Annotated in this window: 27 protein-coding genes; 6 read left to right on the top strand and 21 right to left on the bottom strand. The window is 69.6% G+C overall.

All coding sequences use genetic code 11. The features are described 5' to 3' along the window. Positions 1–3 precede the first annotated feature (3 nt). A complete protein-coding gene (locus NQ152_RS09280) occupies positions 4–2103 on the top strand; it encodes an alpha-1,4-glucan--maltose-1-phosphate maltosyltransferase (RefSeq protein ID WP_374113583.1) in 2100 nt (699 codons plus the stop codon). Further along, positions 2100–4280 (top strand): 1,4-alpha-glucan branching protein GlgB, encoded by a 2181-nt coding sequence (gene glgB / locus NQ152_RS09275; protein WP_257502081.1) that lies wholly within the window; start codon positions 2100–2102, stop codon positions 4278–4280. The genes NQ152_RS09280 and glgB overlap by 4 nt, the downstream gene beginning before the upstream one ends. A gap of 30 nt (positions 4281–4310) precedes the next feature. Here the strand turns inward: glgB and NQ152_RS09270 are convergent, their stop codons facing one another. Then, positions 4311–5252, bottom strand: coding sequence for a tetratricopeptide repeat protein (locus NQ152_RS09270; protein WP_257523764.1), 942 nt, complete (start codon positions 5250–5252; stop codon positions 4311–4313). Beyond that, positions 5249–7063 carry a glycosyl transferase gene (locus NQ152_RS09265; RefSeq protein WP_257523763.1) on the bottom strand — a complete coding sequence of 605 codons (1815 nt, stop codon included), beginning with the start codon at positions 7061–7063 and terminating at the stop codon, positions 5249–5251. Before NQ152_RS09265 ends, NQ152_RS09270 begins: the two co-directional genes overlap by 4 nt. A gap of 174 nt (positions 7064–7237) precedes the next feature. Here NQ152_RS09265 and NQ152_RS09260 point away from each other — a divergent pair, with 174 nt between their 5' ends. Then, positions 7238–8284: an AI-2E family transporter gene (locus tag NQ152_RS09260; RefSeq protein ID WP_257523762.1), complete on the top strand. Its 1047-nt coding sequence runs from the start codon at positions 7238–7240 to the stop codon at positions 8282–8284. 21 nt (positions 8285–8305) lie between these two features. Here NQ152_RS09260 and NQ152_RS09255 read toward each other — a convergent pair whose 3' ends face one another. The 9 genes from NQ152_RS09255 to rpsB form a co-directional block, all read right to left on the bottom strand. Further along, a complete protein-coding gene (locus tag NQ152_RS09255) occupies positions 8306–9028 on the bottom strand; it encodes an alpha/beta hydrolase (protein ID WP_257502077.1) in 723 nt (240 codons plus the stop codon). A gap of 1 nt (position 9029) precedes the next feature. Then, a complete protein-coding gene (locus NQ152_RS09250) occupies positions 9030–9314 on the bottom strand; it encodes a hypothetical protein (RefSeq protein ID WP_257502076.1) in 285 nt (94 codons plus the stop codon). 5 nt (positions 9315–9319) lie between these two features. After that, positions 9320–10075 (bottom strand): lytic transglycosylase domain-containing protein, encoded by a 756-nt coding sequence (locus NQ152_RS09245; RefSeq protein WP_257523761.1) that lies wholly within the window; start codon positions 10073–10075, stop codon positions 9320–9322. Positions 10076–10134: 59 nt separating this feature from the next. Then, a complete protein-coding gene (locus NQ152_RS09240) occupies positions 10135–10704 on the bottom strand; it encodes a DivIVA domain-containing protein (protein ID WP_257523885.1) in 570 nt (189 codons plus the stop codon). Next, the gene (locus tag NQ152_RS09235) at positions 10704–11747 is read right to left on the bottom strand and encodes a phosphatidate cytidylyltransferase (protein ID WP_257523760.1); all 1044 of its coding nucleotides are present in this window, start codon (positions 11745–11747) and stop codon (positions 10704–10706) included. The genes NQ152_RS09240 and NQ152_RS09235 overlap by 1 nt, the downstream gene beginning before the upstream one ends. Positions 11748–11754: 7 nt before the next feature. Continuing rightward, positions 11755–12309 (bottom strand): ribosome recycling factor, encoded by a 555-nt coding sequence (gene frr / locus NQ152_RS09230; RefSeq protein WP_257523759.1) that lies wholly within the window; start codon positions 12307–12309, stop codon positions 11755–11757. A gap of 51 nt (positions 12310–12360) precedes the next feature. Beyond that, positions 12361–13080 carry a UMP kinase gene (gene pyrH / locus NQ152_RS09225; protein WP_257502070.1) on the bottom strand — a complete coding sequence of 240 codons (720 nt, stop codon included), beginning with the start codon at positions 13078–13080 and terminating at the stop codon, positions 12361–12363. Between the two features lie 120 nt (positions 13081–13200). Continuing rightward, positions 13201–14028 carry a translation elongation factor Ts gene (tsf, locus tag NQ152_RS09220; protein WP_257502069.1) on the bottom strand — a complete coding sequence of 276 codons (828 nt, stop codon included), beginning with the start codon at positions 14026–14028 and terminating at the stop codon, positions 13201–13203. Between the two features lie 139 nt (positions 14029–14167). Beyond that, positions 14168–15151: a 30S ribosomal protein S2 gene (gene rpsB / locus NQ152_RS09215; protein WP_257523758.1), complete on the bottom strand. Its 984-nt coding sequence runs from the start codon at positions 15149–15151 to the stop codon at positions 14168–14170. A gap of 334 nt (positions 15152–15485) precedes the next feature. Between rpsB and NQ152_RS09210 the strand changes: the two genes are divergently transcribed. After that, on the top strand, positions 15486–16052 hold the full coding sequence (locus NQ152_RS09210; protein WP_257523757.1) for a murein hydrolase activator EnvC: 567 nt from the start codon (positions 15486–15488) through the stop codon (positions 16050–16052). 31 nt (positions 16053–16083) lie between these two features. Here the strand turns inward: NQ152_RS09210 and NQ152_RS09205 are convergent, their stop codons facing one another. Genes NQ152_RS09205 through NQ152_RS09190 form a run of 4 tightly spaced genes read right to left on the bottom strand, consistent with a single transcriptional unit; the run spans position 16084 to position 20154 of the window. Continuing rightward, positions 16084–16992 carry a tyrosine recombinase XerC gene (locus tag NQ152_RS09205; protein WP_257523756.1) on the bottom strand — a complete coding sequence of 303 codons (909 nt, stop codon included), beginning with the start codon at positions 16990–16992 and terminating at the stop codon, positions 16084–16086. A 50-nt stretch (positions 16993–17042) separates the two neighbouring features. Further along, positions 17043–18269, bottom strand: a complete 1227-nt coding sequence (gene dprA / locus NQ152_RS09200; RefSeq protein ID WP_257523755.1) for a DNA-processing protein DprA — start codon at positions 18267–18269, stop codon at positions 17043–17045. After that, the gene (locus tag NQ152_RS09195; RefSeq protein WP_257523754.1) at positions 18266–19795 is read right to left on the bottom strand and encodes a YifB family Mg chelatase-like AAA ATPase; all 1530 of its coding nucleotides are present in this window, start codon (positions 19793–19795) and stop codon (positions 18266–18268) included. The genes dprA and NQ152_RS09195 overlap by 4 nt, the downstream gene beginning before the upstream one ends. Continuing rightward, positions 19792–20154: a YraN family protein gene (locus NQ152_RS09190; RefSeq protein WP_257502063.1), complete on the bottom strand. Its 363-nt coding sequence runs from the start codon at positions 20152–20154 to the stop codon at positions 19792–19794. Before NQ152_RS09190 ends, NQ152_RS09195 begins: the two co-directional genes overlap by 4 nt. A gap of 167 nt (positions 20155–20321) precedes the next feature. Here NQ152_RS09190 and NQ152_RS09185 point away from each other — a divergent pair, with 167 nt between their 5' ends. After that, a complete protein-coding gene (locus NQ152_RS09185; protein WP_257502062.1) occupies positions 20322–20645 on the top strand; it encodes a DUF2469 domain-containing protein in 324 nt (107 codons plus the stop codon). Between the two features lie 9 nt (positions 20646–20654). Here the strand turns inward: NQ152_RS09185 and NQ152_RS09180 are convergent, their stop codons facing one another. From NQ152_RS09180 to NQ152_RS09165, 4 genes are all read right to left on the bottom strand, one after another. Then, complete coding sequence (locus NQ152_RS09180) at positions 20655–21314, bottom strand: ribonuclease HII (RefSeq protein ID WP_257523753.1); 660 nt, start codon at positions 21312–21314, stop codon at positions 20655–20657. Between the two features lies 1 nt (position 21315). After that, on the bottom strand, positions 21316–22152 hold the full coding sequence (lepB, locus tag NQ152_RS09175) for a signal peptidase I (protein ID WP_257523752.1): 837 nt from the start codon (positions 22150–22152) through the stop codon (positions 21316–21318). A 154-nt stretch (positions 22153–22306) separates the two neighbouring features. Then, positions 22307–22654: a 50S ribosomal protein L19 gene (gene rplS / locus NQ152_RS09170; protein WP_257502059.1), complete on the bottom strand. Its 348-nt coding sequence runs from the start codon at positions 22652–22654 to the stop codon at positions 22307–22309. Positions 22655–22823: 169 nt separating this feature from the next. Beyond that, positions 22824–23312, bottom strand: coding sequence for an MFS transporter permease (locus NQ152_RS09165; RefSeq protein ID WP_257502058.1), 489 nt, complete (start codon positions 23310–23312; stop codon positions 22824–22826). A 124-nt stretch (positions 23313–23436) separates the two neighbouring features. On the opposite strand from NQ152_RS09165, the gene map reads away from it, so the two are divergent. Further along, positions 23437–24219 carry a type I methionyl aminopeptidase gene (map, locus tag NQ152_RS09160; protein WP_257523751.1) on the top strand — a complete coding sequence of 261 codons (783 nt, stop codon included), beginning with the start codon at positions 23437–23439 and terminating at the stop codon, positions 24217–24219. Between the two features lie 22 nt (positions 24220–24241). Here map and NQ152_RS09155 read toward each other — a convergent pair whose 3' ends face one another. Together NQ152_RS09155 and NQ152_RS09150 are read right to left on the bottom strand one after the other, a co-directional pair. Further along, positions 24242–24637 (bottom strand): hypothetical protein, encoded by a 396-nt coding sequence (locus tag NQ152_RS09155; RefSeq protein WP_257523750.1) that lies wholly within the window; start codon positions 24635–24637, stop codon positions 24242–24244. An 81-nt stretch (positions 24638–24718) separates the two neighbouring features. Further along, entirely contained in the window at positions 24719–25393 is a 675-nt protein-coding gene (locus NQ152_RS09150) for a hypothetical protein (RefSeq protein WP_257523749.1), read from the bottom strand. Positions 25394–25399: the final 6 nt, after the last annotated feature.

The raw sequence follows: 25399 nt of genomic DNA, 5'->3' as shown, positions 1-25399 counted from the left end.
GGGGTGGTCACGACGACGCGCTCCGTGCGCACCCGCCCCTGGCGAAGCGCCTCGCCGATCCCCCTTCGGACAGTGGATGACCCGCCGCCCGAGCGGGCCGCCGCGGTCTCCGGGACGGTGACTGCGCGCATCCCGATCGTGCTGCCCTCGCCGTCGGTGCCCGGGGGGCAGTTCCGCCCGAGCGCGTTCTCCGGCGAAGCGGTCCCGTTCCGAGCCACGGCCTTCCGCGAGGGCCACGACCGCATCGGCGTGCACGTCAGGCTGTTCTCCCCCTCCGGCGATGAGTCGCTGCATCGGCTGTCCGCACTGGAGGACGGGTTCGACCGGTGGGAGACCACGATCGCGCCGCTCGAAGAGGGGGTCTGGAGCTTCCGCTTCGAGGCTTTCGCCGACGACTTCGCCACCTGGGAGCACGCGGCCGAGGTGAAGATCGCGGCCGGCGTCGACACGGCGGTCATGCGCGAACTCGGCGCCCTCCTGTTCGACCGGGCCGTCGCCGACAAGAGCCGCCCGCTTCCCGAGCGGCGTCGGCTGGAGAACGCCGCCCGCGATCTGCGGGATCCCGCAACGGACGACGGACGGGCTCTGGATGTGGTGCGCGACCCGTCGATCGCCGCGTTCTTCGCGGTGCGGCCGGTGACCTCGCTGATGACCGTCGGGGCGACCCTGGAGCTGCTCGTGGAGCGAGAACGCGCCGGCGTGGGCGCGTGGTACGAGTTCTTCCCCCGGTCTGAGGGCGCGCGGCCACTGAAGGACGGCACCGTCAAGAGCGGCACGTTCCGCTCCGCCACGCGGCGTCTCGCCGGGGTCGCGGGGATGGGGTTCGACGTGCTCTATCTGCCGCCGATCCACCCCATCGGCCGGGTGAACCGCAAGGGCCGCAACAACACCCTCGACCCGCAGCCGGGCGATCCCGGATCGCCGTGGGCCATCGGCTCCGACGAGGGCGGGCACGACGCCGTCCATCCCGACCTGGGGACGCTCGCGGACTTCCGCGCGTTCGTGCGGGCCGCACGCGAGCAGGGCCTGGAGGTCGCCCTCGACTTCGCGCTGCAGGCAGCACCGGACCACCCCTGGGTCTCCGCTCATCCGGAGTGGTTCACGACCCTCCCGGACGGCTCGATCGCCTACGCCGAGAACCCGCCCAAGAAGTACCAGGACATCTATCCGATCAACTTCGACAACGACCCCCAGGGGATCCGGGCGGAGGCGCTGCGCATCCTGCGCCACTGGATCGCGCAGGGCGTGAAGATCTTCCGGGTGGACAACCCGCACACCAAGCCGCTGCAGTTCTGGGAGTGGCTGATCGCGACGGTCTCCGCCGAGAACCCCGACGTCGTGTTCCTCGCCGAGGCGTTCACGCGACCCGCTCCGCTGCAGGGCCTCGCCCTGGCGGGGTTCCAGCAGAGCTACACCTACTTCACCTGGCGCAACACGAAGAGCGAGCTGGAGGAATTCCTCACCGGCCTCGCCCATGACACCGCCGACTTCCTCCGCCCGAACCTGTTCGTCAACACGCCGGACATCCTCACCGAGTATCTGCAGTTCGGGGGCCGACCGGCCTACAAGATCCGTGCCGCGATCGCGGCGACGGGTGCGCCGTCGTACGGCGTGTACGCCGGGTACGAGCTGTACGAGAACGTCGCGCGTCCCGGTTCCGAGGAGAACATCGACAACGAGAAATACGAGTACAAGCTCCGCGACTGGGACGCCGCCGAGGAACGCGGAGACTCGTTGGCGCCCTACCTGAGGCGCCTGAACGAGATCCGCCGCGACCATCCTGCGCTCGGGCAGCTGCGCAACCTCACAGTGCACTGGAGCGACGACGACGCCATCCTGGTGTACTCCAAGACCCTCAGCGCCGAGCTGTCCTCCACCGGGCGGGCCGACACCGTCATCGTGGTGGCGAACGTGGATCCCCACTCGGTGCGCCAGACGATGGTGCATCTGGACACCCGAGCCTGGGGCGTCACTCCCGGTGAACCCTTCGAGGTCGAGGAGCTTCTGACCGGCCAGCGCTGGACCTGGGCCGATCACAACTTCGTCAAGCTCGACGCCTTCCACGAGCCTGTCCACATCCTGCACGTGAAGGAGTCGCGATGAAGACCACCACCGATGACCTGCTGGACGCCGTGGCCGAAGGCACCCATCACAACCCGCATTCCGTACTCGGCATCCACCGCGGGACGAACGCCGAGGGTGCGGTGGAATGGACCATCCGCGCCCGGCGTCCGCTGGCCCGCAGTGTGACCGCCGTGTTCCCGGACGGCACTCGCGTGCCGCTGGAGCACGTCCGCGGGGGGATCTGGGAGGGTCAGCGCGCCGGTGAAGACGGCCGGTACACGCTGCTGGCCACCTACGAGGACGGCTCCGACCACACCGCCGAGGACCCGTACCGCTTCGCGCCGACGATCGGTGAGCTCGACCTGCACCTGATCCGCGAGGGCCGGCACGAACAGCTCTGGCGCGTGCTCGGCGCCCACGTGCGCGAACTGGACGGCACCGTGGGCACGTCCTTCGCCGTGTGGGCCCCGAACGCGCGGGCGGTGCGCGTCGTGGGCGATTTCAACGGCTGGGACGGCGCCTCGCATGCGATGCGGTCGATGGGCGGCAGCGGAGTATGGGAGCTGTTCGTCCCGGAAATCGGCGTGGGCGCCACATACAAGTTCCAGCTGCTCTCGCGCAGCGGCGAGTGGGTCCTGAAAGCGGATCCGATGGCCCGATACGCGGAGATGCCTCCGGCGACTGCGTCCGTGATCACCGAGTCGGAATACACCTGGTCGGATGCGGCCTGGATGGCGCAGCGGGCGAAGAGTCAGCCCATCTCCCAGCCGATGTCGATCTACGAGGTCCACTTCGGCTCCTGGCGTCCCGGGCTGTCCTACCGCGACGGTGCGGATCAGCTGATCGAATACGTGACCGCCCAGGGCTTCACGCACATCGAGTTCCTTCCGCTGGCCGAGCACCCGTTCGGCGGATCCTGGGGCTACCAGGTGACCGGCTATTACGCACCGACCAGCCGCTTCGGCACGCCGGACGACCTGCGTTATCTGATCGACCGCCTGCACCAGGCCGGTATCGGCGTGATCATGGACTGGGTTCCCGGGCACTTCCCCAAGGACGCGTTCGCACTGGCCCGGTTCGACGGTGAGCCGCTGTACGAGCACTCGGATCCGCGCCGCGGTGAGCACCGGGAGTGGGGCACGTACATCTTCGACTACGGCCGCAGCGAAGTGCGCAACTTCCTCGTGGCCAACGCGCTGTACTGGTTCGAGGAGTTCCACGTCGATGGGCTGCGCGTCGATGCCGTCGCATCGATGCTGTACCTGGACTACTCGCGCCAAGCCGGCGAATGGACGCCCAACGTGCACGGCGGGCGCGAGAACCTGGAGGCGATCCATTTCCTGCAGGAGGTCACGGCCACGTCCTACAAGCGCTATCCCGGCATCGCGATGATCGCGGAGGAGTCCACCAGTTTTCCCGGGGTCACCGCACCGACCAGCCAGGCGGGTCTCGGGTTCGGCTTCAAGTGGAACATGGGTTGGATGAACGACTCGCTGCAGTACATCTCACGCGACCCGATGTACCGTTCGCACCACGAGGGCGAACTGTCGTTCTCGTTCGTCTACGCCTTCACCGAGAACTTCGTGCTGCCGATCAGTCACGACGAGGTGGTGCACGGCAAGGGCAGTCTGTTCTCCCGGATGCCGGGGGATCACTGGCAGAAGCTCGCGAACATGCGCGCGTTCCTGGCCTACATGTGGGGTCACCCCGGCAAGCAGCTGCTGTTCATGGGTCAGGAGTTCGGTCAGCCCTCCGAGTGGGCCGAAGGACGGGGCTTGGACTGGTGGATCCTCGATCAGCCCTCGCACGCCGGCCTGCAGAGCTTCGTGGCGACGCTCAATCGCGTGTACCGCGACAACTCGGCGCTGTGGGCGCGTGACAACGACGGCACCGCCTTCTCCAGGCTGGGCGGCCCGAGCTGGAACCCCAACGTGATCGCCTTCACACGCCGCGATTGGCACGGCAACGCCGTGGCCGTCATCTGCAATTTCTCCGGCGTGCCGGTCCACTCCTACGCTCTGGACCTGCCCGCGCCGGGCGTCTGGCACGAGATCCTCAACACCGACGCGCAGGATTACGGCGGCTCGGGCGTCGGCAACATGGGGCTCGTGCAGGCGAACGACTCGGGGCGCGCCACGATGGTGCTCCCGCCCCTGGGTGTGCTCTGGCTGCGGCACGACCCGGACGCCCACATCCCCTCGCCGACGCGCGGCTGATCCGCGTGCGCTGAGGCGCGTCGCCGCCGGCTAGAACAGCAGTGAGGCGAGGCGGCCGCGGGCGCGGATCACACGCGGGTCGGCGTCGCCGGTCAGCGCGAACAGCTCGAGCAGCCGCTCGCGCACGGGCGTGCGCTCGTCCGGCGCCAACGCGGCGAACAGATCCAGCAGACGCTCGAACGCGTCCTCGACGTGGCCGCCGGCGACATCCAGGTCGGCCACGGCGAACTGCGCGTCCACGTCGGTCGGCGCCGCGGCCGCAGCGGCACGTGCCGTCTGCAGGTCCAGGCCCTGCACGCGGCTGAGGAGCTTCACCTGTCCGAGGCCGGCACGCGCGTCATCGTCGCGGGGATTCTCGGTGAGGGCCTTCTCGTAGGCCGCGATCGCACGGTCGTAGTCGCCCGCTTCGATGGCGTCGAACGCTTCGGCGTGCAATGGCGGCAGCGGAGGCTCGACGGCTGCGGCGTCCTCGTCCCCATCGGCTTCGGCCGGGTCGACATCGAGCGTCCCGGTGACGCCGTTCTGGGCGGCCAGCTGCAGCAGCTGCGCGAAGACCTCACGGACCTGCTGCTCCGGCACGGCTCCGGTGAACAGCGGGACAGGCTGACCGGCGACCAGGGCGACCACCAGCGGGATCGACTGAGCGCGGAACGCCTGGGCGAGCTGCGGATTGGCGTCCACGTCGACCTTGGCCAGGACGAGGCGGCCGCCCAGTTCGGTGACGACGCGCTCCAGGATGGGGCTGAGCTGCTTGCAGGGACCGCACCACTCGGCCCACAGGTCGATGACGACCGGGACGGTGCGGGACAGCTCGAGAACCTCCGGGAACGTCTCGTCCGTGACGTCCATCACCAGCGAGCCGGTCGCCGCAGCGGCAGGCTCCGTGCCGGCCGGAGCGGGAGCGGGCCGGTTGCGGAGTGCAGACAGGTCGACGGCGCCGCGCAACGCGGCACCGGGGGTTACGTCCGTCAACTGATCACCTTTGCATCGAGGATTTCGGATCCGTACCCGAGCAGGCGGATCTTCTCCGAAGACCCCTGACCCGGTACGTAGAAGAACAGCTGGTCGCTGAACGTCGTGGAGAAGCCGGTTGCGGACTGCTCCGCGCCGGCCAGCGTCTTGACCGTCGGGTTGCTGTCCAGCTTGATGACCGCGTCGGCGTTCGTCGGCTGGACGGTGTCGACCTCGTTCATGTTGATGGCCACGATAGCGCCGCTTTCGAGTGTGGCCAACGCGAGCGGCGGGTGGGTGCCGGGCATGGACTCGAAGGAGAGGCTCCCGGTGGATGCCGCTGTGGTGTTGAACTCCGCAAGGCGCTGGTCCCGGTCGGCGGCGATGCTCACGCGGAACTGGTCGCCCTCAGCTTCGAACTGGTCGTAGAACTCGCTGGCCTCGCCGTTGTTGATGATGTCCGCGTAGGCGGCGGCGAGCTGATCCGGCGGCATCACCAGGAACGAGGAGTCCGGCGGCACCTGGGCGGCGCCCACGTACGCCGGGGCGAGGTCGGGCATCTGCGTGGCCGCTTCGAGGCTGGACAAGTAGGTCAGCTTGTACGGCGCCCACGCATCCGCCTGGGTCATCAGCATGATGCTCGCCGTCTTATCAGCCTCGCTGTTCACGACGGCCATCACCGAACGCGGCCACCCGTCGTAGGCCTGCGGGAGGACGATTTCGAGAGGCTTCACCGGGATCGCCGTCGGCGCCTTGTAGTCGGCGATCGCGGCGCGCAGCGTGTAGTTGGTGGTGCGCTCGGCCAAGACGGCGCCGGTCAACCGCGTCGCCGCAAGCGTGGGGTCCAGGGCCGCGTCGGCGTCGGCTGCGGTCGCGGCGATCCGGGCGATGATCCGCTCGGCCTGCGCTTCGGTGACTGCAGGTGCCTGCTGGCCCTCGGGCACGATGACGGTCGCCGTGGGCGTCGGCGTGGGGCTGCCGGCCAGCTGCGGCCAGGACTCCGCCGAGCATCCGGCGAACAGGAGCGCCGAGACCGCGACGGCCGGGATGACCGTGAACGCGCGCCGGCCGGATGTCACGGAGCGGCGGGTCGGGGTGGCGCTGATGACGCCCTTGTCCGCCCCCTCGACGGCAAGGTCGATGGGCTGGGTGGCGGCGAGCGGGAGGCCCTTGCGGCGAGGGCCGCGCGAACGGCGGGCGTGACGGATCCCGAGGATGTAGAGGAACACGCCGATCACCATCAGGATGCCGCCGGCGACGATGAGCGGACCGGCCAGCGGGGTGGCGCTGGCGATCGGCCATGAGACGGTCACTTCCGATGGCGCGGCCTCGATGCCGTCCGCGGCGACGAGCACGCTCATCTCCTCGGGAAGCTGCAGCGGTGCGATCAGGAGATCCTCTTGCTGGAACTCGTCCAGCCAGAGGTCCGATCCGACCGGGCTGCGGGCCGGGGCCGCCGGCTCGGTCGCCCCGGCCTCGGCAGCGGCAGCCGTCTCGTCCTCGACCGCGGTCGGTTCGATCGCCTTCGTGACGATCTCGCCGTTCTTGTCGAGGGAGACCTGGTTGTAGGTCGTGTCGGCCAGCCAGGCCTTCATGTCCGCGGTGCGGCCGTACGCCGCGAAGATCTCGCCGTCGCCCTGCGCGCGCAGCGTCTGCGCACCGGGCACCATATTCAGCACGTCGCCGTCGATCAGGAGGTACGGCGCATCCTCGGAGACCGAGATGGCGGCCGTTTCCGTCTTGGGACCTTGGAAGACGGTGCGTTGGGCGATGCCTGCCCCGATCATCACGGCAGCCAGGACGAACGCCGCTACGGCCCACACGAAACGCACAGAACACCTTTCCGGGCCCGCAAGACTGAGCAGCGGGCCACCTACTCGACATTCCAGACTAGCGACAACGACCTGAAAGTCCTCCGGGAGGCGCCAATCCCCGCATGAGCGCCCTCGTGTGCTTATCCTGACGTGACAGGGTCGACGGCCCGTCGAGAGAGGCTGGATCGCCACATGAAGGTGCACAACCCGTTCCGCGTCGCGTTCGTGGCGACTCTGGGCGTCGGACTCGGGATGGTCCTGATCGGGAGCATCCAGACCCTGTCGACCATCCTGCTGTACGTCGGCACGGCGCTGTTCCTGAGCCTCGGTCTGGAGCCTGCGATCTCCTTCCTCGAGCGGCGCAAGCTGCGGCGCTGGGCGGCGGTTCTCATCACGATCCTGGCGGTCCTGGCTGCCTTCGCCGGGATCGTGCTGATGCTGGTGCCCATCATCACCAGCCAGGTCAGCCAGCTGATCGCGGCGATCACGCGACTCGTGGAGCGCGGGACGACCCTCGATGACATCAAGGAATGGCTGGGCGGAGTCTTCCCGAATCTCGATGTCGAAGAGGTCTTCGTCTTCGTCCAGGACTGGATCGAGAACCTCGACTATGCGTCGATCGGCGAAGGCGTTCTGGCGGTCGGCGCCGGCGTGCTCGCCGGCCTGGCCGGAGCGTTCATCGTCCTGATCCTGACCATCTACTTCACGGCATCCACTCCCAACCTGAAAGCCGCCGTCTACCAACTCGTGCCGGCATCCAAGCGCGCGCGGTTCATCGACATCGCCGAGCAGATCACGAAATCCGTCGGCTACTTCGTCATGGGTCAGGTCACCATGGGCGTCATCAACGGCGTGCTCAGCGCGATCCTCCTCTCCATCATCGGGGCCCCCTTCCCGGCGGTGCTGGCCGTCGTGGCCTTCTTCTTCTCGCTGATCCCGCTGGTGGGCACACTGACCGGCTCGGTGATCATCGTTCTGACGTGCCTCGGCCTCGGCTCCCCGACGACGGCGCTGATCGCGGCGATCTATTACCTGATCTACATGCAGATCGAGGCGTACGTCATCTCGCCGCGGGTCATGAACCGAGCGGTGTCGGTCCCCGGCGCGGTCGTGGTGATCGCCGCCCTCGCGGGCGGGTCGCTGCTGGGTCTGCTGGGAGCGCTGATCGCGATTCCGGTCGCCGCCAGCATCCTGATCATCTACCGGCAGGTCGTGATCCCGCGCCAGAACGAGCGCTGAGAAGACTGCCGCACTCGCCTGTCACTGGCTGAGCGGTCCGTCCCATTCGGTGGCGAGCGGCAAAGCGTCCGGGTTGACGGCCGCCACGATCTCGGTGAGGACCCGTCGGGTCTGGCTCTCCCCCACCCACAGGTGCTTGCCGCCCTCGACCGGGATGAGCACCGCATCCGGAAGGGACGCGAACTTCTCCGCGGCCTCGTCGGGGCGCAGATAGTCGTCCAGCTCGGGGACGACCACGACGACGCGACGAGAACCGCCCGCCCAGGCTGCGACCTCTTCGGGCGTCGTCCTGTGCAGCGGCGGCGAGAGGAGGATCACTCCCTCGATGTCGTGGTCCAGTCCGTACTTCAGCGCCACCTCCGTGCCGAACGACCAGCCCACCAGCCAGGGGCGCGGCAGCCGGCGCGTGCGCACGAAATCCATCGCGGCAGCCAGGTCGAACGCCTCCGCGCGACCGCCGTCGAACGCGCCCTCGCTGGTGCCGCGCGGCGACGTGGTCCCCCGCGTGTTGAATCGCAGGACGGCGAGGTCGGCCAGAGCGGGAAGACGGGCCGCCGCCTTGCGGAGGATGTGCGAGTCCATGAACCCACCGGCTGTGGGCAGCGGATGCAGGGTCACCAGGGTGGCGACCGGTTCCCGATCCGCCGGGACGGCCAGCTCCCCGACCAGGGTCAGGTCGTCCAGGGTGTGCAGTTCGATGTCCTCCCGCCGGGCAGGCAGGAGCACGGGTCCGCGGATGTCCATGTCAGGCGATCCTCCAGCAATGCGTGTGCCAGTGTCTGCGACCGGCGAGATCGGCCTGATCGCCGAGCACGCCGTCAGCGCGCCAGACCACCAGGTGGGCGACGCCGCCGAGGACCGAGCGACCGCAGCCGGGGCAGACATAGCTCTTCGCCGCCTGCGCGGCCGTGACCGGCTGCACCGTCCATTCCACGCCCCGTCGCACCTCGGTGCGCTTCCAGCCGGTGATCAGTCGCTCCAGGGCGTCGTCGCCGTCGTCCTCGGGGCGCCGACGGTTTGGCCGCGGCATGGCGGTCAGTACCAGCCGACGCGCTCGGAGTGGTCCCACGCACCGCACGGCGATCCGTAGCGACCGCCGATGTAGCCGAGGCCCCACGAGATCTGCGTGGCCGGGTTGGTCTCCCAGTCCGCGCCCGCGCTGGCCATCTTGTTGCCGGGGAGGGCCTGCGGGATGCCATAGGCGCCGCTGCCGGAGTTGTACGCGTTGACCCGCCAGCCGGATTCGCGGTTCCACAGTGCGACGAGGCAGGCGAACTGGTCGTCGCCCCATCCGCGCGCCAGCACCATCTCGTAGGCGATGCCCTGCGCGGTACCGGGATCCGGTGTGACGAACGGCGGTCGCCACCCCGACGAGGAGGACTCCTCCGCGTCGTCGTTCGCGGCGACGACCGGCTCCGGTGTCGGCGTCGGCTTGGGGGTGACGTACACGGTGTAGCCGGCACGGTCCAGATCAGCCGCGGCCTGCTCGCCGGCCTCGCGTGCGAGCAGCAGCCGCTGCGCGTCATCCAGCGTGCTGGAGTAGAGCGTGACGGGTATGGGCTCCTGCGCGCGCGCCTCGGTGAGCGCGACGCCGGTGGGTCCGATGTACGCGGCCGCGAACCCGATGACGGCGAACGCGGCGAACACGCCGGCGACGCCGCGGCGGCGCGACCAGCGCGGAGTGGTGGGGCTCCGCCGGTGGGAGGCCACTGCTACCGCCGCCGTGTCGAGGGTCGCCGCATCCTGACGGGGCATTCCTCGGGCGGGAATCATCTCGTTGCCGGAAGTCACAGTGTCCCGAGTCTACCCAGCAGAGCGCGGGCGTGCCATCCGGGGTTGCTTTTGCGACATCACGCGACGGCGAGGATGACTTCGATCACGGCATCCAGAACGGCGTCGACCTGGGCTTCGCGATATCCCCCGCGCTGCATCCGGAACGCCACGCCGCGGACCTGCTCCACCGACAGCGCCTCACCGGTTTCCAGATAGCGGGCGAGCTTGTCGGCGACCAGATCCACCTCGTCGATGCGATATCCGTAGCGGAGGCCGCCGACCCGATCGAACCGTCGCCCCTTCGGACGCGAGAGGCGATCCAGCACCACCTGGGCGGTTTCGCGGGTCTGTCCGACCCATGCGTGCACGCCGCCGTCGGCCACCGCCGCCTCGCGCTCCCGTGCCGCGAACGCGTCTTCGATCCGACCGAGCGCGGCGTCCACCGCGGAGATCACGTAGCCGTGCCGAACGATCGGGAATGCGACCCGCCGCACGTCCGCCGAGGTCATCTGGTCCGCCTCGTCGCCGTATCTCTCGAATGCGTTCCGAGCGCGCAGGAGAAACGCGTCCACGGCGCGCTTCTCATATCCCTTCACCGACCCGTGGGTCTCGGCGAATGTGATCGTCGCGGTCTCGGACGTGGTCATCACGCCGCCAGCGGAGAGAGCAGGTAGAACAACGCGAGGGCGCCGACCGCCGAGGGCAGGATCGAATCCAGCCGGTCCAAGACGCCGCCGTGACCGGGAAGCCATGAGCTCATGTCTTTGATACCGAGATCGCGCTTGATCATGGATTCGCCGAGGTCACCGGCGGTCGCGGTCCCCAGGATCACTGCGCCGATCACCAGGCCGGTCCACCACGGCAGCCCGAGCATGAACAGTGACAGCAGGACACCGGCGATCAGGGCCGCCAGCGCGGCACCCACGAAGCCCTCCCAGGTCTTCTTCGGACTGATCCGGGGAGCCATCGGATGCTTGCCGAACGCGATTCCCGCGGCGTACGCGCCGGTGTCGGAGGCGACGGCGATGATGATGAAGGCCAGCACCCACCACTCCCCGCCTTCTTGGCGGAGCAGGATGAGACACAGGCTGGTCAGGAACGCGACGTACAACTGCAGGAACCCGGCGATGAGGACATCGCTGAGAACAGCGCCGTAGGTGCGTCCGTCCCTTGCGAACATCTGGGCCAGCAGCCGCCAGACGATCACCAGTGCGACCGCGACGAACGCCGCTATCCAGTGCACCCACAGGTCCACGAAATAGCCGGAGAGGATCAGCAGCGTCCCGATCACCAGCTGCGGGATCAGGTCGACTCTGCGCCCCGCCCCGATCAGGGCGCGGCCGAACTCGAACATGCCCAGCAGTCCCGCCCCGAGTGCGAAGAGCACGAAGACCCACTTGAGGAAGATCAGCGAAGCGATCAGGGCCGCGCCGATCGCCAGGCCGATCAGGATTGCGAGGATGAGATCCCGGCCGGTGCGCTGCTTGATCCGCTCGTTAGCTTCCTCGAACTCCGCGCGGGCCTGCGCAACCTGACTTTCGAACTCGGTACGGGCCGCGCGCACGTGCGATAACGCCGGGCTGACGGCGCCGGGCGAGGACCTGCGGTGCTGGCGGGCGGCCTCCCGCCTGGTCAGCGGCGCGTCCGTGGGCGGCTCGTCACCCGGCTGCTCGCGGGATGCGTCGGTCATGGTGGACTCAGATCTCGAGGAGCTCGGTCTCTTTGCGCTTGAGCGCGTCGTCGATCGCGTCGACGTGGGCGCGCGTGAGCGCGTCGAGTTCCTTCTCGGCGCGCGCGAGCTCGTCCTCGCCGATGTCGCTCTTGAGCGCGTCCAGGTCATCCTTGGACTTGCGCCGGATGCCGCGGACGTGCACCTTGGCGTCCTCGCCCTTCGCGCGCACGATCTTGACGAACTCGCGGCGGCGCTCCTCGGTCAGCTCCGGCAGCGTGACGCGGATGATGTTGCCGTCGTTGGTCGGGTTGGCGCCGATGTTCGGGGTGTCGCGGATGGCCTGTTCGATCGCCTTGAGCGCGGACTTGTCGTACGGCGTGACCAGGATGGTGCGCGCCTCGGGGTTGTTCAGGGAGGCGAGCTGAGCCAGCGGCGTCGGCGTTCCGTAGTAGTCCACGGGGATCTTCTGGAACAGCTGCGGGTTCGCACGACCGGTCCGGATCGTCGCGAAGTCTTCCTTCGCACCTTCAACGGCGCGATCCATGCGCGTGCCGGCCTCGGCCAAGACGTCGGCGATCACAGTGACTCCTATCGGTAGATCTGAGGGCTAAGTCTAGTGGCGGCGATCAGGTCACGCCGTGACGAGCGTGCCGATCGGCTCGCCCAGCAGCGCCCGGGTGACGTTGCCGGCCGGCTCCATGCCGAAGACCCGCATGTCCATGCGGTTGTCCATGCACAGGCTGAAGGCGGTCGAGTCGACCACCTTGAGCCCGCGCTGCAGGGCGTCCATGTACGTGATGCGCTGGATCAGGGTCGCGTCCGGGTCCTTGTTCGGGTCCGCGGTGTAGACGCCGTCCACGCCGTTCTTGGCGACCAGCACTTCGGATGCGCCGATCTCGAGGGCGCGCTGGGCGGCGACGGTGTCCGTGGAGAAATACGGGAGTCCGGCGCCGGCGCCGAAGATGACCACGCGGCCCTTCTCCATGTGCCGCTCAGCCCGGCGCGGGATGTACGGCTCGGCGACCTGGGTCATCGAGATCGCGGACTGCACGCGGGTGGCCGCACCGGCCTGCTCGAGGAAGTCCTGCAGCGCGAGCGCGTTCATGACCGTCCCGAGCATGCCCATGTAGTCGGCGCGGCCGCGGTCCATGCCGCGTTGGCTCAGTTCCGCGCCGCGGAAGAAGTTCCCGCCGCCGACGACGACGGCGATCTCCACGCGGTCCACCGCGGCGGCGATCTCGCGGGCCATCTGACTGACGACATCCGGGTTCACCCCCAGCTGTCCGCCTCCGAATGCCTCGCCGGAGAGCTTCAGCAGGACCCGCCGGGTTCCGGTCGCTTCATCGATCACGTGTCATCCTCTCATCGCCTGCAACCATCTGTCGCTGCACATCTACCGGGCACCGCGGCGCTGACGCGCTCACGGCATGAAAAAGGCCCGCATCGATGTGATGCGGGCCTCTTCACGGTGCTAAGCCCCGACCTTGAAGCGGGCGAAGCCCGTCAGGGTCAGTCCGGCGTCCTTGGCCACCTGCGCGACGGACTGCTTGTTGTCCTTCGCGTAGTCCTGGTCCAGGAGCGAGACCTGCTTGAAGAACGCGTTCACGCGGCCCTCGACGATCTTCGGGAGGGCGGCCTCCGGCTTGCCCTCGTTGCGGGAGATCTCGGTGACGATCTCACGCTCCTTCTCGACATCGGCCGCGGGGACCTCGTCGCGGGAAAGGTAGGACGGGTTGGCGAAGGAGATGTGCTGCGCGATGCTGCGAGCCGTCTCGGCGTCATCGCCGGTGTACGCCAGCACCACACCGACCTGCGGGGGCAGGTCCTTGCTGGTCTTGTGCAGGTACACCTCGAACTTGTCGCCGGAGAGGGTGCGGACGCGTCGGAGTTCGACCTTCTCGCCGATGATGGCGGCCTCGTCGGCGATGAGCTGCTCGACGGTCTGGTTGCCGGCGGGGGCTGCCAGAGCAGCCTCGACGGAGTCGGCGCCGACAGCGGCCGCGGCATCCGCCACCTTGTCCGCGAGCGAGATGAAGCGCTCGTTCTTGGCGACGAAGTCGGTCTCGCACGCCAGTTCGACGAGGGTGACCTTGCCGTCCTGCTCGCGAGCGACCACGAGGCCTTCGCTGGTGGACCGGTCCGCACGCTTGGCGTTGCCCTTCGCGCCCTTCAGACGCAGGATCTCGACGGCCTTCTCGACGTCGCCGTCGGCCTCTTCGAGCGCCTTCTTGGTGTCGACCATGCCGGTCCCGAGCTGCTCGCGCAGCGCCTTGATGTCGGCGATCGTGAAGTTTGCCATGGGTAGTGGCTCCTTGATTGTGATGAGTTCGTGTGAGTGCGTGGGCGGGCCGTGCGAACGAGGTCCGCCGAGAGTGCTGCAGACCGGGGCGAGCGTGTGCTCACCGCCGGCCTGCAGCGCAGTGCTGACGGGTCAGCGCCTACTTGGCGGCTTCGGCTTCGGCTTCGGCGACCTCGGCGACCGGCTCACCTGCGGCGGCGGCGATGGCCTCGTCGTGAGCCTCGGCACCGGCGACGTCATCGGCGGACTCGGTGGTCGCCTCGATCACGGCTGCCTGCTCGTCGGCGACCAGCTCGGATGCCTCGGCTTCGGCCAGTGCGACGTCGGCAACCTTCTCGGTCTCGGCCGAGGACTGCTCAGGCGTGCCCTGCTCGAGCAGCTCGCGCTCCCAGTCGGTGAGCGGCTCGGCCGCCTCAGCGGTGTCGGAGGGCTGGTGACGCTGGATGAGACCCTCGGCGGCGGCGTCGGCGATGATGCGCGTGAGCAGGCCCACCGAGCGGATCGCGTCGTCGTTGCCGGGGATCGGGTACTGGAGCTCGTCCGGGTCCGCGTTCGTGTCCAGGATGCCGATGATCGGGATGCCGAGCTTCGTGGCCTCGTTGACTGCGAGGTGCTCGCGCTTGGCGTCGACGACCCAGATGGCCGACGGCGTCTTGGACATGTTCCGGATGCCGCCGAGCGACTTGTGCAGCTTGGTGAGCTCGCGCTTCTTCAGCAGCAGCTCCTTCTTGGTGAAGCCGCTGTCAGCAGGGTTGTCGTAGTCCAGCTCCTCGAGCTCCTTCATGCGCGCGAGACGCTTGGAGACCGTCTGGAAGTTGGTGAGGAGGCCACCGAGCCAGCGCTGGTTCACGTAGGGCTGGCCGACGCGGGTCGCCTGCTCGGCGATGATCTCCTGGGCCTGCTTCTTGGTTCCGACGAAGAGGACCGTGCCGCCGTGGGCGACGGTCTCCTTGACGAACTCGTAGGCCTTGTCGATGTAGGTCAGCGACTGCTGCAGATCGATGATGTGGATGCCGCTGCGCTCGGTGAGGATGAAGCGCTTGACTTTCGGGTTCCACCGGCGGGTCTGGTGTCCGAAGTGAACGCCGCTGTCCAGCAGCTGGCGGATTGTTACGACGGCCATAGCCGTTCTCCTGTTCTCGACGCGGGGAAAGCGCCGCTTGCGGTTGTGTGTTCCGCCGGACCGGACTGGTCGGCGCGCCTGGTGCCCGGCACACTCCCGCTCCTGCGCGGACCCTCTGTCGAGAGCCGCGCCATGAGACCGGTGGGAATGGTTGCCGCGCTCCCACGAACTTGCGTTCGCGGCCGCGCTGTGGGCACGCGTATTCACCCCGACAAACGAGGTGTCCGTCCAGTGTACCAGGCAGGCCTCCTCCCCAGCCGCGTCGGAACAGCCCCTCTCCCCCCTTCCCGCCCACCCCGGCACACGAGCGCGCCCAGGTCGTCACTCTGGATGAATGGCTCCCGCTCGCCCATCCGGTGCTCGCGGCCCCGGTCGAGCGACCGTGGCGTGGGGAATCGGCGCGGCGCTGATCCTGTCGGCGACCGTCGTCGTGAGCACGCCGGCCGCGGATGCGGCGGTGACCCCGGTCGCACCCGCCGCGGATCTGTCCGGGCTGGGCTGGGTGTGGCCGTCAGAGCGGTTCCGGCTGGTGCGGCCGTTCGTCGCTCCCGCGCACGAATACGCTCCCGGTCACCGTGGGATCGATCTGGATCCGGCGAGCGGCGGGGTGGTGCGCGCACCGGCCGACGGCGTGGTCGCGTTCTCCGGCGCGGTCGCCGGGCGCGGCATCCTGACCATCGATCACGGCGCGGGCCTGGTGACGACCCTGGAGCCGGTGGAGTCGACGCTCGCACCCGGTACGTCGGTGCGCGGGGGCGAGGAGGTGGCGATGCTCGCGGCGGGCGGTCACGCGTCGCCGGGTACCCTGCACTTCGGGGTCAGGCTGGATGGCGAGTACATCAATCCGCTGCTGCTGCTGGGCGGGGTGCCGCGTGCGGTACTGCTCCCCTGCTGCGCCTGACGGCGGCGCATCCGCTCGCTGCCCGCCAGGCTCAGGCACGCGGATGCGCGAGGCGATAGGTGGCGGCGAGCCGTTCCGAGGACACGTGCGTGTAGATCTGGGTGGTGCCGAGGCTGGCATGGCCGAGCATCTCCTGCACCGCCCGCAGATCCGCGCCGCCGTCCAGCAGATGAGTGGCAGCGGAGTGCCGCAGCGCGTGGGGGCCGACCGTCGAGGTCCCCAGGACGCGGCCGAGTTCGCGGGCGACGACGTCGTAGACGGCACGGGGCGTGATCCGTCCGCCGCGGACGCCCCGGAACAGCGCCGGCCCCGCCTCCGCTGCACGGCCGGCGTTCACCAGCGCCGGGCGTGCGCGGGCGAGGTAGGCCTCCACGGCCCTGCGCGCAGGCACCCCGAACGGGACCACCCGCTCCTTGGCGCCTTTCCCGAGCACGCGCACGGTCGCCCGCTCCAGGTCCACGTCGTCGACATCGAGTCCGGTCAGCTCCGACACGCGCAGCGCCGATCCGTACAGCACCTCGAGCATCGCGTGATCTCGCAGCTGGGTGGGCACGCCGTGGGCCGCCCGCTCGGCGAGTTCGTCGAGCATGCCCCGCACGCCGTCGGCGGTCGCGACCCGCGGCAGGGTGCGTCCGCGCTTGGGTGCGACCAGTCGCAGGCTCGGGTCGGACGCGATCAGTCCCTCTTCGGTCGCCCATCCGAAGAATCCGCGCGCCGCCGCGGTGCGGCGCGCCAGCGTGGAGCGCGCATCCCCGCGCTGCGTCGCCTTCCACAGCCACTCCCGCAGCGACTCCAGGTCGACGGCGGCGAGGTCGACGCCGGGCACGGTGCCGGACAGATCCCGCAGATCCGCGCGGTACGCCCGAACGGTCGCGGGCGAAAGCCGACGCACGCGGGCAAGGTGATCCGCGTACCCGTCCGCCGCCGTGTCCAATTCCATGCCACCAGCATGCCCTCGCCGGGCGACGGTCGCCCGACGACGCACGGGACTCAGCCGGTCTGCGCAACCGGACGGGTCCGCCGCCACCCGCCGTTGCCGTTGACGACGGCGCCCTCCAGCGACAGCAGCCCGAGGATAGCGGTGACCTCTGCCGGCGCGAGCCCGGAACGACGCGCGATCTCGGTGGTCTCCCGCCACGTCCGGAAGCTCATGGCGTCGGTGATCCGCGTCCGGTCGTCGGTGCGCCCACCACCGCCGGACGGGGACGGGAGATCGAACAGCGTCGGCTCCAGGTCGCCGAGCAGTTCGATGATCTCAGCGGCGTTCGTCACGCATCGTCCGTCGAACTCGCGAAGCACCCGGTGACAGCCCGCCGAGGACGCGCTCGTGACCGGTCCGGGGACGGCGCCGAGCGGACGCCCGAGCGCGGCGGCGTGTGCCGCGGTGTTCAGCGAGCCGCTCCGCCAGCCCGCTTCGACGACGACGGTCGCACCCGCCAGTGCGGCGATCAGGCGGTTCCGCTGCAGAAACCGCCATTTGGTCGGCGGTGACCCGCACGGCACTTCGCTGAGCACGGCACCCGACTGGGCGATCTGCCGGATCAACTCCGAATGCCCGCGGGGGTACGGCTGATCTGCGCCACCGGCCAGCAGTGCGACTGTGCGGCCGCCGGCAGCCAGCGCCGCCCGGTGCGCAGCGCCGTCGATCCCGTACGCCGCGCCGGACACGACCGTCACACCGCGGCCGGCGAGGTCGGCGGACAGCTCCGCCGCCACGTGCTCGCCGTACCCGCTCGCGGCTCGGGCACCCACCAGCGCCACCGACGGAGTCAGGTGGACCAGGGCGCCGGGGTCGCCCCGCACCCACAGCAGGAACGGTGCGTGCTGGCCGAGGTCCGTCAGGGCCGCCGGCCAGTGCCGATCTCCGGGGACGAGCATCGCGAGCTCGGAGTGGCGGGCGATCTCCAGCGCGTTTCGCACCTCCCGGGCGACCAGACGCGGCCGCCACCTGTCACGCGCCCGCTGCCATTGGGCCGCGGTGAGGTCGGTGGTCTCGAGGACGGTGTGCGGAGGACTCTCGGACGACACCGCGGCCAGCGCCGCTTCCGGGCCGAGGGCGGCGACCACCCTGCCCGCAACGCCGTCCCCCGGCTCGACGAGGCAGCTCCACGCGTGCAGCGCGAAGAGCCGACGTGCCGCCTCATCGTCCGGTTCGCCCGCCACCAGCCCGGTCAGCAGCGTCCTCGCCACCGCCGGCGAGGGCAGGAAGTCGATCATGTCGTGATGCCTTTCTTCATGAACAGGGCCTGGCCGATGTCCTGGACCGTCGGCCTGGGCCGGCCGGCCAGGTCAGCGAGGGTCCAGGCCACGCGGAGCACGCGGTCGTAGCCGCGCAGCGTCAGCGAGCCGCGCGACAAGGCCGCATCGAGCGGGCGCCGGACCGCGGGAGCCAGCGCGAGCGGCCCGTCGCGCAGCCACGGACCGGACACGCGCGCGTTCACGCGCCATGAGGTCTCGCGCAGCCGGTGTGCGGCGCGGGCGCGCGCCTCGGCGACACGGGCGGCCGCGGCATCCGTCGTCACGGTGTCGGCTGCGGGGGCGATCGTGTGCGCGACCGAGACGCGCGTCAGCGCGAGCTCGATGTCGACCCGGTCCAGCAGCGGTCCGGAGAGCCTGCCCAGGTAGCGGCGAACGGCCATCGGGGCACATACGCAGTTCGCCCCGCGCACACCGTGGTTCCCGCAGGGACACGGGTTGGTGGCGAGGATCAGCTGGAAGGACGCGGGGAAGGATGCCGCGATCCCGGCGCGATGGATCGTTATGGTCCCGGTCTCCAGCGGCTGGCGCAGCGCGTCGAGTGCGCTGGGGGCGAATTCGCCCGCCTCGTCCAAGAACAGCACCCCATGGGTGGCGCGCGCGATCGCGCCAGGCCGCACCACCCGCGACCCGCCCCCCACCAGCGCGGCGATGCTCGCACTGTGGTGCGGCGCCTCGAAAGGGGGGCGCCGCACGAGGGTTCCCACGACGTCGCCGGACAGCGACCGGATCGCGGCCGCTTCGAGCGCCGCCGCGTCATCGAGCGGGGGGAGGATGCCGGGGAGCCGGCTGGCCAGCATCGTCTTGCCCGCCCCGGGCGGACCGCTCATCAGCATGTGATGGCCGCCGGCCGCGGCCGCGATCAGCGCTTCGACCGCCTCACGCTGACCGATGACCTCGGCAAGCTCCGCTGCACGGCGCGGCTCGCCTACGGCGACTGGGGCGGGGACCGGCTCGAGCTGACGGTCTTCGACCTCGGCGCCGTGCCAGCGTGCCACGTCGGCGAGGGAGACGGCGCCGATGACTTCGATGCCGTCCACGAGCGAGGCTTCCGGCGCGTTCGCGTGCGGCACGACCACGCGCCGGATGCCCTCGCGGGCGGCGGTCAGCACGGCGGGCAGCACCCCCGGAACAGGTCGGAGGCGTCCGTCCAGCCCCAGCTCGCCGATGTGCACGGTGCGCGCAACGGAGGCGGCATCCATGCGTTCTTCGGTGGCGAGCGAGGCGATCGCGATCGCCACGTCGAAGGCGGACCCGTGTTTGGGCAGACTCGCCGGCGACAGGTTGACGGTCAGACGCCGGCGCGGCAGGGCGAGTCCGCAGTTCGCGCTGGCGTTGTGCACGCGCCGCACCGCTTCGCCGAGCGCCTTATCCGGCAGGCCGATGATGCGGAAGTCCGGTGTCTGATTGGACAGGTCCGCCTCCACCTCGACCAGTGCTCCGTCGAGTCCGGTCAAGGCGACCGCCCAGGTGCGGGCAGTCGTCACCGGAGGTCCTGCAGATGCTCGAGCCTGCCGGTCCACGGATCGGATCCGGTGACGGCGATCGCATCCAGGCGCAGCCGCCGCCCCTGCGCGTGATCCGGATGGGCGGCGATCCACGCCACCGCGAGCCGCCAGAGGCGATGCTGCTTGCGGCCGTCGACCGCCTCGAACGGATGCCCGTAGCCGTCGCCGCTGCGGGTCTTCACCTCCACGACGACCAGTTCGCCCGGACGCGCGACGACCAGGTCGATCTCGCCGTCCGCGCTCCGCCAGTTGCGCTCCAGCACGGTGTAGCCGCACGTCTCCAGGTACTGCGCTGCGCGTGCCTCGCCGGCACGCCCCAGAACATCCTTTGCTGCCATGTACCCAGCGTGACGCGGGCGCCGACCGGCCAGACCTCGGTGAGGCTCGGTGCGGGACAACGTCCCGCGGGAGCGGCCTGGGGAGGAGGAGCGGAGCGAATCCGAGAGCCGACCGACCGCCACCTGCGCCCGCATCGAGCCGCCTCGACTCTAGGATGGGAAGCACCATGGATGACGAAGTCTTCGAAGACTATGACCGCGAACTGGAGCTCGCTCTGTATCGCGAGTACCGGGACGTCGTTTCGCAGTTCCAGTACGTGATCGAGACCGAGCGCCGGTTCTACCTCGCCAACGAGGTCAATGTGGTGCGCCGCGACACGGAGCACGACTTCTACTTCGAGATCACCATGACCGACGTCTGGGTCTGGGACATCTACCGCGCCGATCGGTTCGTGAAGTCGGTTCGGGTGCTCACGTTCAAGGACGTCAACGTCGAGGAGCTCTCCCGGCGCGACTTCCACCTGCCCGAGGAGCTTTCGCTGGACACGTGAGGCACGCCCTCAGAACAGTGTCGGCTCCTCCAGCAGCGCCCATGAGGCGCGGTGGTGGTGGCTGATGCCGTGCTCCCTGATCGCCGAGCGGTGCTCGGGACTGGCGTACCCCTTGTTGCGCGCCCAGCTGTAGGCCGGCAGCTCGTCGTGCAGCTCCGTCATCAGCGCGTCGCGCGCCACCTTGGCGATGACGGATGCCGCCGCCGCACTCGCGCAGTCGCGATCGGCCTTGATCACCGGGCGGATGTTCAACCCGGTGCCGCCGGCCGGTGTGATGTAGTCGTGGTTGCCGTCCAGGACGACGATCGCCTCTTCCGGCACGACACCGTGAACGCGCAGGTCGGCAAGGGCTCTCATCGTGGCCAGGCCCAGCGCGCGGATGATGCCGATCTCGTCGATCTCGACGGAGCTCGCCCAGCCCACCGCGCTGGCCGCCACCCAGGTCGCCGCGCGCGCGGCCACCTCCGGGCGCCGGTGCTCGGGGACGAGCTTCGAGTCCCGAAGTCCCTGCGGGACCCGCTTCCGGGAGCGGGGCGCGTCGATCACCACCGCTCCGACGGCGACCGGGCCGGCCAGCGCTCCGCGGCCCACCTCGTCGCACGCGATCACGATCGCGTGCTCTCGCAGCAGACGACGCTCGAGGGTCAGACGGGGCTCGACCGGGCTCATGTCACGGCAGCGGGTTCTCGGCAGGAGCTTCGGGCGGGGCATCGGTGGGGGCATCGGTGGGGTCTTCGACCGGCTCGTCCGAGGCCTCGGGGACGCCCCCGAACACGTCGCGGTGGAAGTCCAGCATCCCGAACCGGTCGAACGGCCAGGTCGTCAAGAAGGCCCTGCCGACCACGTTCTCGACCGGGACGAAGCCCTCGCCGGGCTGGTCCTGGTTGTATCGCGAGTCCTTGGACGAGTAGCGGTTGTCGCCGAGGACCCAGAGCCGGTTCTCCGGAACGGTCACATCGAACGGCTCGCCGGAGGCGGGACTGTCCGGGGTGGGCCGCTGCACGTAGTCGGTCTCGTCGATGGGGACGCCGTTGACCGTGACCTGTCCGATCGCGTTGCAGCACACGACGTGGTCCCCTGGCATGCCGATGATCCGCTTGACCAGATGGTCGTCGCTGTCCGGAGCGGCGAGGCCGACCAGGGAGAGCGTCCAGTCCACGCCCTCCAGCAGGAACGAACGCTCGGTCTCCGCACGCGGCGGCAGCCAGCCGCCGGGGTCGCGGAACACGACGATGTCGCCGCGTCCGTAGCCGCCGAAACGGGGAGTGATCTCATCGACGAGGATCCGGTCGTTCACCATGAGCGTGGATTCCATGGAGCCGGAGGGGATGTAGAACGAGCGGACCAGGAAGGTCTTGACCAGGAACGAGACGAGCACCGCCACGAGCACGATGATCAGCACGTCCCGCAGGAACGAGAGCCACCCTCGCCGTCGGTCGCGGGGCTGCGGCTGCGCGGCGCGGGAGGTGGGCGTCGGAGTGGCGGCCGCCGTCTGCTCGGTGGTCATAAGGGTCCTTCTTCGGGCGTGCCGCACGTCGGCGAGCCGCTGCATCAAGGGTCGCACACTCCGCGGCACGCGCAGCGACGTGGGGGCGTTTCCAGCGCCGGAAAAAACGACAACGCCCCGGGCCGCGGCCCAGGGCGTTGTGCGGAACGGCGCGTCAGTTGTCGCGCTTCTCCTTGATCTTGGCCTTCTTGCCGCGCAGGTTGCGCAGGTAGTACAGCTTCGCGCGGCGGACGTCGCCGCGGGTCACGATCTCGATGTGATCGATGACCGGGCTGTGCACGGGGAACGTGCGCTCCACGCCGACCTGGAAGCTGATCTTGCGGACCGTGAAGGTCTCGCGCACGCCGTCGCCCTGTCGGCCGATGACGACGCCCTGGAAGACCTGCACACGAGAGCGGTTGCCCTCGGTGATGTTGACGTGCACCCGGACGGTGTCGCCAGCGCCGAAGGCGGGAATGTCGGATCGCAGCGAGGCTGCATCGACGGAGTCGAGGATCTGCATGACTTTGCTCTCTGCGGCCGCCACAGGTCGACCGCGGGTACTGGTGGGAAGGATGAGGCGTGTCCGAGGCCTCCGAGCTACGCCGGGACGGCCGGTCCCCCTGAGGCAGAACCTGTCAGGACACAACGGTCTATTCTGCCACGGATGCCGCGGCCGGCCAAAACGGCCCTCAGACGGGCGGCGGCTTCTCGGTGATCACGATGACGTCGCGCTCGGACGGCGCGGGCCGCGGCGTCTGTGCCGGGATGAACCCGATGCCCTCGGTCGTGCGCAGCAGGATGTTCGACGGCTTCGCCTCACGCCACAGCTGCGCCAGCTCCAGCCAGAACAGCGCCAGTCCGACGGCGATCGTCAGGACCATCACCGGCGCCCACCATGCCTGGTTGAAAAAGCCCAGAGCGATCGTCAGCCCGTGCCAGAGAGTGAAGCCCAGCACGTCCCACCACGACACCGCGCGTTCGGCGCGCACCGTCCCGCGTGCTCGAACCAGGAGCGTCAACAGCAGCTGGCCCACGAACACCGACGGAATCGCCAGGAAGAGCACCCACAAGAACGCCCAGCCCCCGGCGTTGAACACGCCCCAGCCGACCAGCAGCCACAGGGGAAGAAGGAACGCGGCCGGGATCAACCAGCCGTAGAACGCGCGCCGAACCCACATACGCCGATGCTACGCCGGTCATCCGCACGGCGAGAGTGCGAGCGTGCAGAACGAGGCATCCTCACAGCATGTCGGGGCGACCGGGCCGCAGCGCTGACAGAATGGTTCCGACGGAAGGAAGCCGATGATCGAATTGCGCACGCCCGCCGAGATCGAGGCGATGCGACCGGCCGGCCGGTTCGTGGCCGAGGTGCTCGCGACGCTGCGCGACGAGACGAAGGTGGGCACCAACCTGCTGGCCCTCGACCGCCGCGCACACGATCTGATCCGGCGTGCCGGCGCGGTGTCGTGCTACATCGACTACCACCCCTCGTTCGGCGCGAGCCCGTTCGGCAAGGTCATCTGCACCTCGGTCAACGACGCGGTGCTGCACGGGCTGCCGCACGACTACGCCATTCAGGACGGGGATCTGGTCTCACTGGACTTCGCCGCATCCGTCGACGGCTGGGTCGCCGATTCCGCCGTCTCCTTCGTCGTCGGCACCCCGCGCGACGAGGATCTGGCCATCATCGAGACCACCGAGCGCGCATTGGATGCCGCGATCCGGGCTGCGACGGTGGGGCACCGGATCGGCGACATCTCGCACGCGATCGCAGAGGTCGCACACGCAGGCGGGTACTCGATCAACACGGACTTCGGCGGTCACGGGGTGGGGCGCATCATGCACGGGGACCCGCACATCCCCAATGACGGCAAGCCCAAGCGCGGCTATCCGCTGCGGGCCGGTCTGGTCGTCGCCCTGGAGCCGTGGCTGCTGGAGACCACCGACGAACTGGTCACCGATCCGGACGGGTGGACGCTCCGCAGCGCGGACGGCTCCCGCGGCTCGCACTCCGAGCACACGATCGCGATCACCGAGGACGGCCCTCTCGTGCTGACCGACCGCTCCTGGCTCGGCGTCAGCTGAGCGCCGCATCCGGCGGTCCGGTTCAGATCGCCATCGCCATCGCGCCGTAGCCCAGCGCGATGAGCAGGCTCAGCACGGTGAGCACGATCGTCACCGGCACCATGACGTTGCGCTCGGATGTGCTGCGCGAGATCGCGTTCATCACGATCCCTAGGCAGAAGTAGCCGAACACGATCCACATGCCCACGTCGCCGATGATCGCGGGAATGGCCGGCACCACGCCCACCTTCGTCCACGCCAGCAGGACGATGACCGCGTACACGATGATCGAGATCGCGCTGCCCACGCGCAGTCGTGTGGGCAGCACGCGATGCTGCCCGCCCCAGGCGAAGCGCCCCCACGGCGCCCCCAGCACCAATGCGGCTTGCAAGCCCGCCAGGGCGACGAGGACGATGGTCAATGCGAGGGCGAAGGGCATCACCGAATCTTAGGGGCCGAGCCGGGGCCACGACCGATGCTCCCCACGGACGCCCCTGCGCCATGATCCGTTCGGCGACGGTCAGCGCGTTCGGGCGCCGTCGGCGCCCTCACCGCGCTGCCGTGGGTGCCGGTCGGCGGAGCTGAACACCGCGACGCTGTCCGGACGCAGCCGCGCCGCGCACACGAGCGCGATCACACCCAGGCCGAGCGTCCCCAGCAGGAACGCGACCATCCCGAGCATCGAGAGCACTCCGGCGAACAGCTGCACCTCGGCGGGGCCGAGCCCGAGGAAGAGCAGTTGCGCGAGCACGAACGCCGCCACGTGCGCCGCCAACGCCCACATCGGCGCCCACCGCCACGGCGACGGGACGACGCCGGCACGCGCGATCTGCACGGCCGCGATCAGGCCGGCGCCGACCGGAACCACGAGCGCGATGTAGCCGAAGGTCATCGACGCGGGACCGCCCTCCGGCTCCTGGGTGGCCAGCAGCTGCGCGACCAGCCGCGCCGCGAGGGGCCAGAGCGCGACCACGGCCATGGAGCACACCCCCAGCGGCCGCCGTGCCACGACGCTCGCCTCCCGGGCGAGACCCACGGCGAACAGCAGCACCGCGGCCGCGTAGATCAGCTCCCCGGCGATGCCGAGCGCGGCGCCGACGGGCGGGTACGGGAAGCTGCCGAGCAGCACCCCGAGCACGCCGCAGGCGATCAGCCCCACGCCTCCGACGGTCCACGTCCTGGATCGACTCGGCATGCGCTC

Source organism: Microbacterium sp. zg.B48, from assembly GCF_024623505.1.
GTDB lineage: Bacteria > Actinomycetota > Actinomycetes > Actinomycetales > Microbacteriaceae > Microbacterium.
This window is presented reverse-complemented; position numbering and strand designations above follow the sequence as displayed.

Excerpts from the sequence above, each read along its gene's own strand:
- NQ152_RS09150 (WP_257523749.1), bottom strand. The coding sequence starts at position 25,393 with ATGCCGAGTCGATCCAGGACGTGGACCGTCGGAGGCGTGGGGCTGATC.
- NQ152_RS09180 (WP_257523753.1), bottom strand. The coding sequence starts at position 21,314 with ATGAGCCCGGTCGAGCCCCGTCTGACCCTCGAGCGTCGTCTGCTGCGA.
- NQ152_RS09255 (WP_257502077.1), bottom strand. The coding sequence starts at position 9,028 with ATGGACATCCGCGGACCCGTGCTCCTGCCTGCCCGGCGGGAGGACATC.
- NQ152_RS09250 (WP_257502076.1), bottom strand. The coding sequence starts at position 9,314 with ATGCCGCGGCCAAACCGTCGGCGCCCCGAGGACGACGGCGACGACGCC.
- lepB (WP_257523752.1), bottom strand. The coding sequence starts at position 22,152 with ATGACCACCGAGCAGACGGCGGCCGCCACTCCGACGCCCACCTCCCGC.
- dprA (WP_257523755.1), bottom strand. The coding sequence starts at position 18,269 with ATGATCGACTTCCTGCCCTCGCCGGCGGTGGCGAGGACGCTGCTGACC.
- rplS (WP_257502059.1), bottom strand. The coding sequence starts at position 22,654 with ATGCAGATCCTCGACTCCGTCGATGCAGCCTCGCTGCGATCCGACATT.
- NQ152_RS09190 (WP_257502063.1), bottom strand. The coding sequence starts at position 20,154 with ATGGCAGCAAAGGATGTTCTGGGGCGTGCCGGCGAGGCACGCGCAGCG.
- map (WP_257523751.1), top strand. The coding sequence starts at position 23,437 with ATGATCGAATTGCGCACGCCCGCCGAGATCGAGGCGATGCGACCGGCC.
- NQ152_RS09235 (WP_257523760.1), bottom strand. The coding sequence starts at position 11,747 with ATGACCGACGCATCCCGCGAGCAGCCGGGTGACGAGCCGCCCACGGAC.
- NQ152_RS09240 (WP_257523885.1), bottom strand. The coding sequence starts at position 10,704 with ATGACCACGTCCGAGACCGCGACGATCACATTCGCCGAGACCCACGGG.
- glgB (WP_257502081.1), top strand. The coding sequence starts at position 2,100 with ATGAAGACCACCACCGATGACCTGCTGGACGCCGTGGCCGAAGGCACC.
- tsf (WP_257502069.1), bottom strand. The coding sequence starts at position 14,028 with ATGGCAAACTTCACGATCGCCGACATCAAGGCGCTGCGCGAGCAGCTC.
- NQ152_RS09155 (WP_257523750.1), bottom strand. The coding sequence starts at position 24,637 with ATGCCCTTCGCCCTCGCATTGACCATCGTCCTCGTCGCCCTGGCGGGC.
- rpsB (WP_257523758.1), bottom strand. The coding sequence starts at position 15,151 with ATGGCCGTCGTAACAATCCGCCAGCTGCTGGACAGCGGCGTTCACTTC.
- NQ152_RS09205 (WP_257523756.1), bottom strand. The coding sequence starts at position 16,992 with ATGGAATTGGACACGGCGGCGGACGGGTACGCGGATCACCTTGCCCGC.
- NQ152_RS09210 (WP_257523757.1), top strand. The coding sequence starts at position 15,486 with ATGGCTCCCGCTCGCCCATCCGGTGCTCGCGGCCCCGGTCGAGCGACC.
- NQ152_RS09165 (WP_257502058.1), bottom strand. The coding sequence starts at position 23,312 with ATGTGGGTTCGGCGCGCGTTCTACGGCTGGTTGATCCCGGCCGCGTTC.
- NQ152_RS09260 (WP_257523762.1), top strand. The coding sequence starts at position 7,238 with ATGAAGGTGCACAACCCGTTCCGCGTCGCGTTCGTGGCGACTCTGGGC.
- NQ152_RS09185 (WP_257502062.1), top strand. The coding sequence starts at position 20,322 with ATGGATGACGAAGTCTTCGAAGACTATGACCGCGAACTGGAGCTCGCT.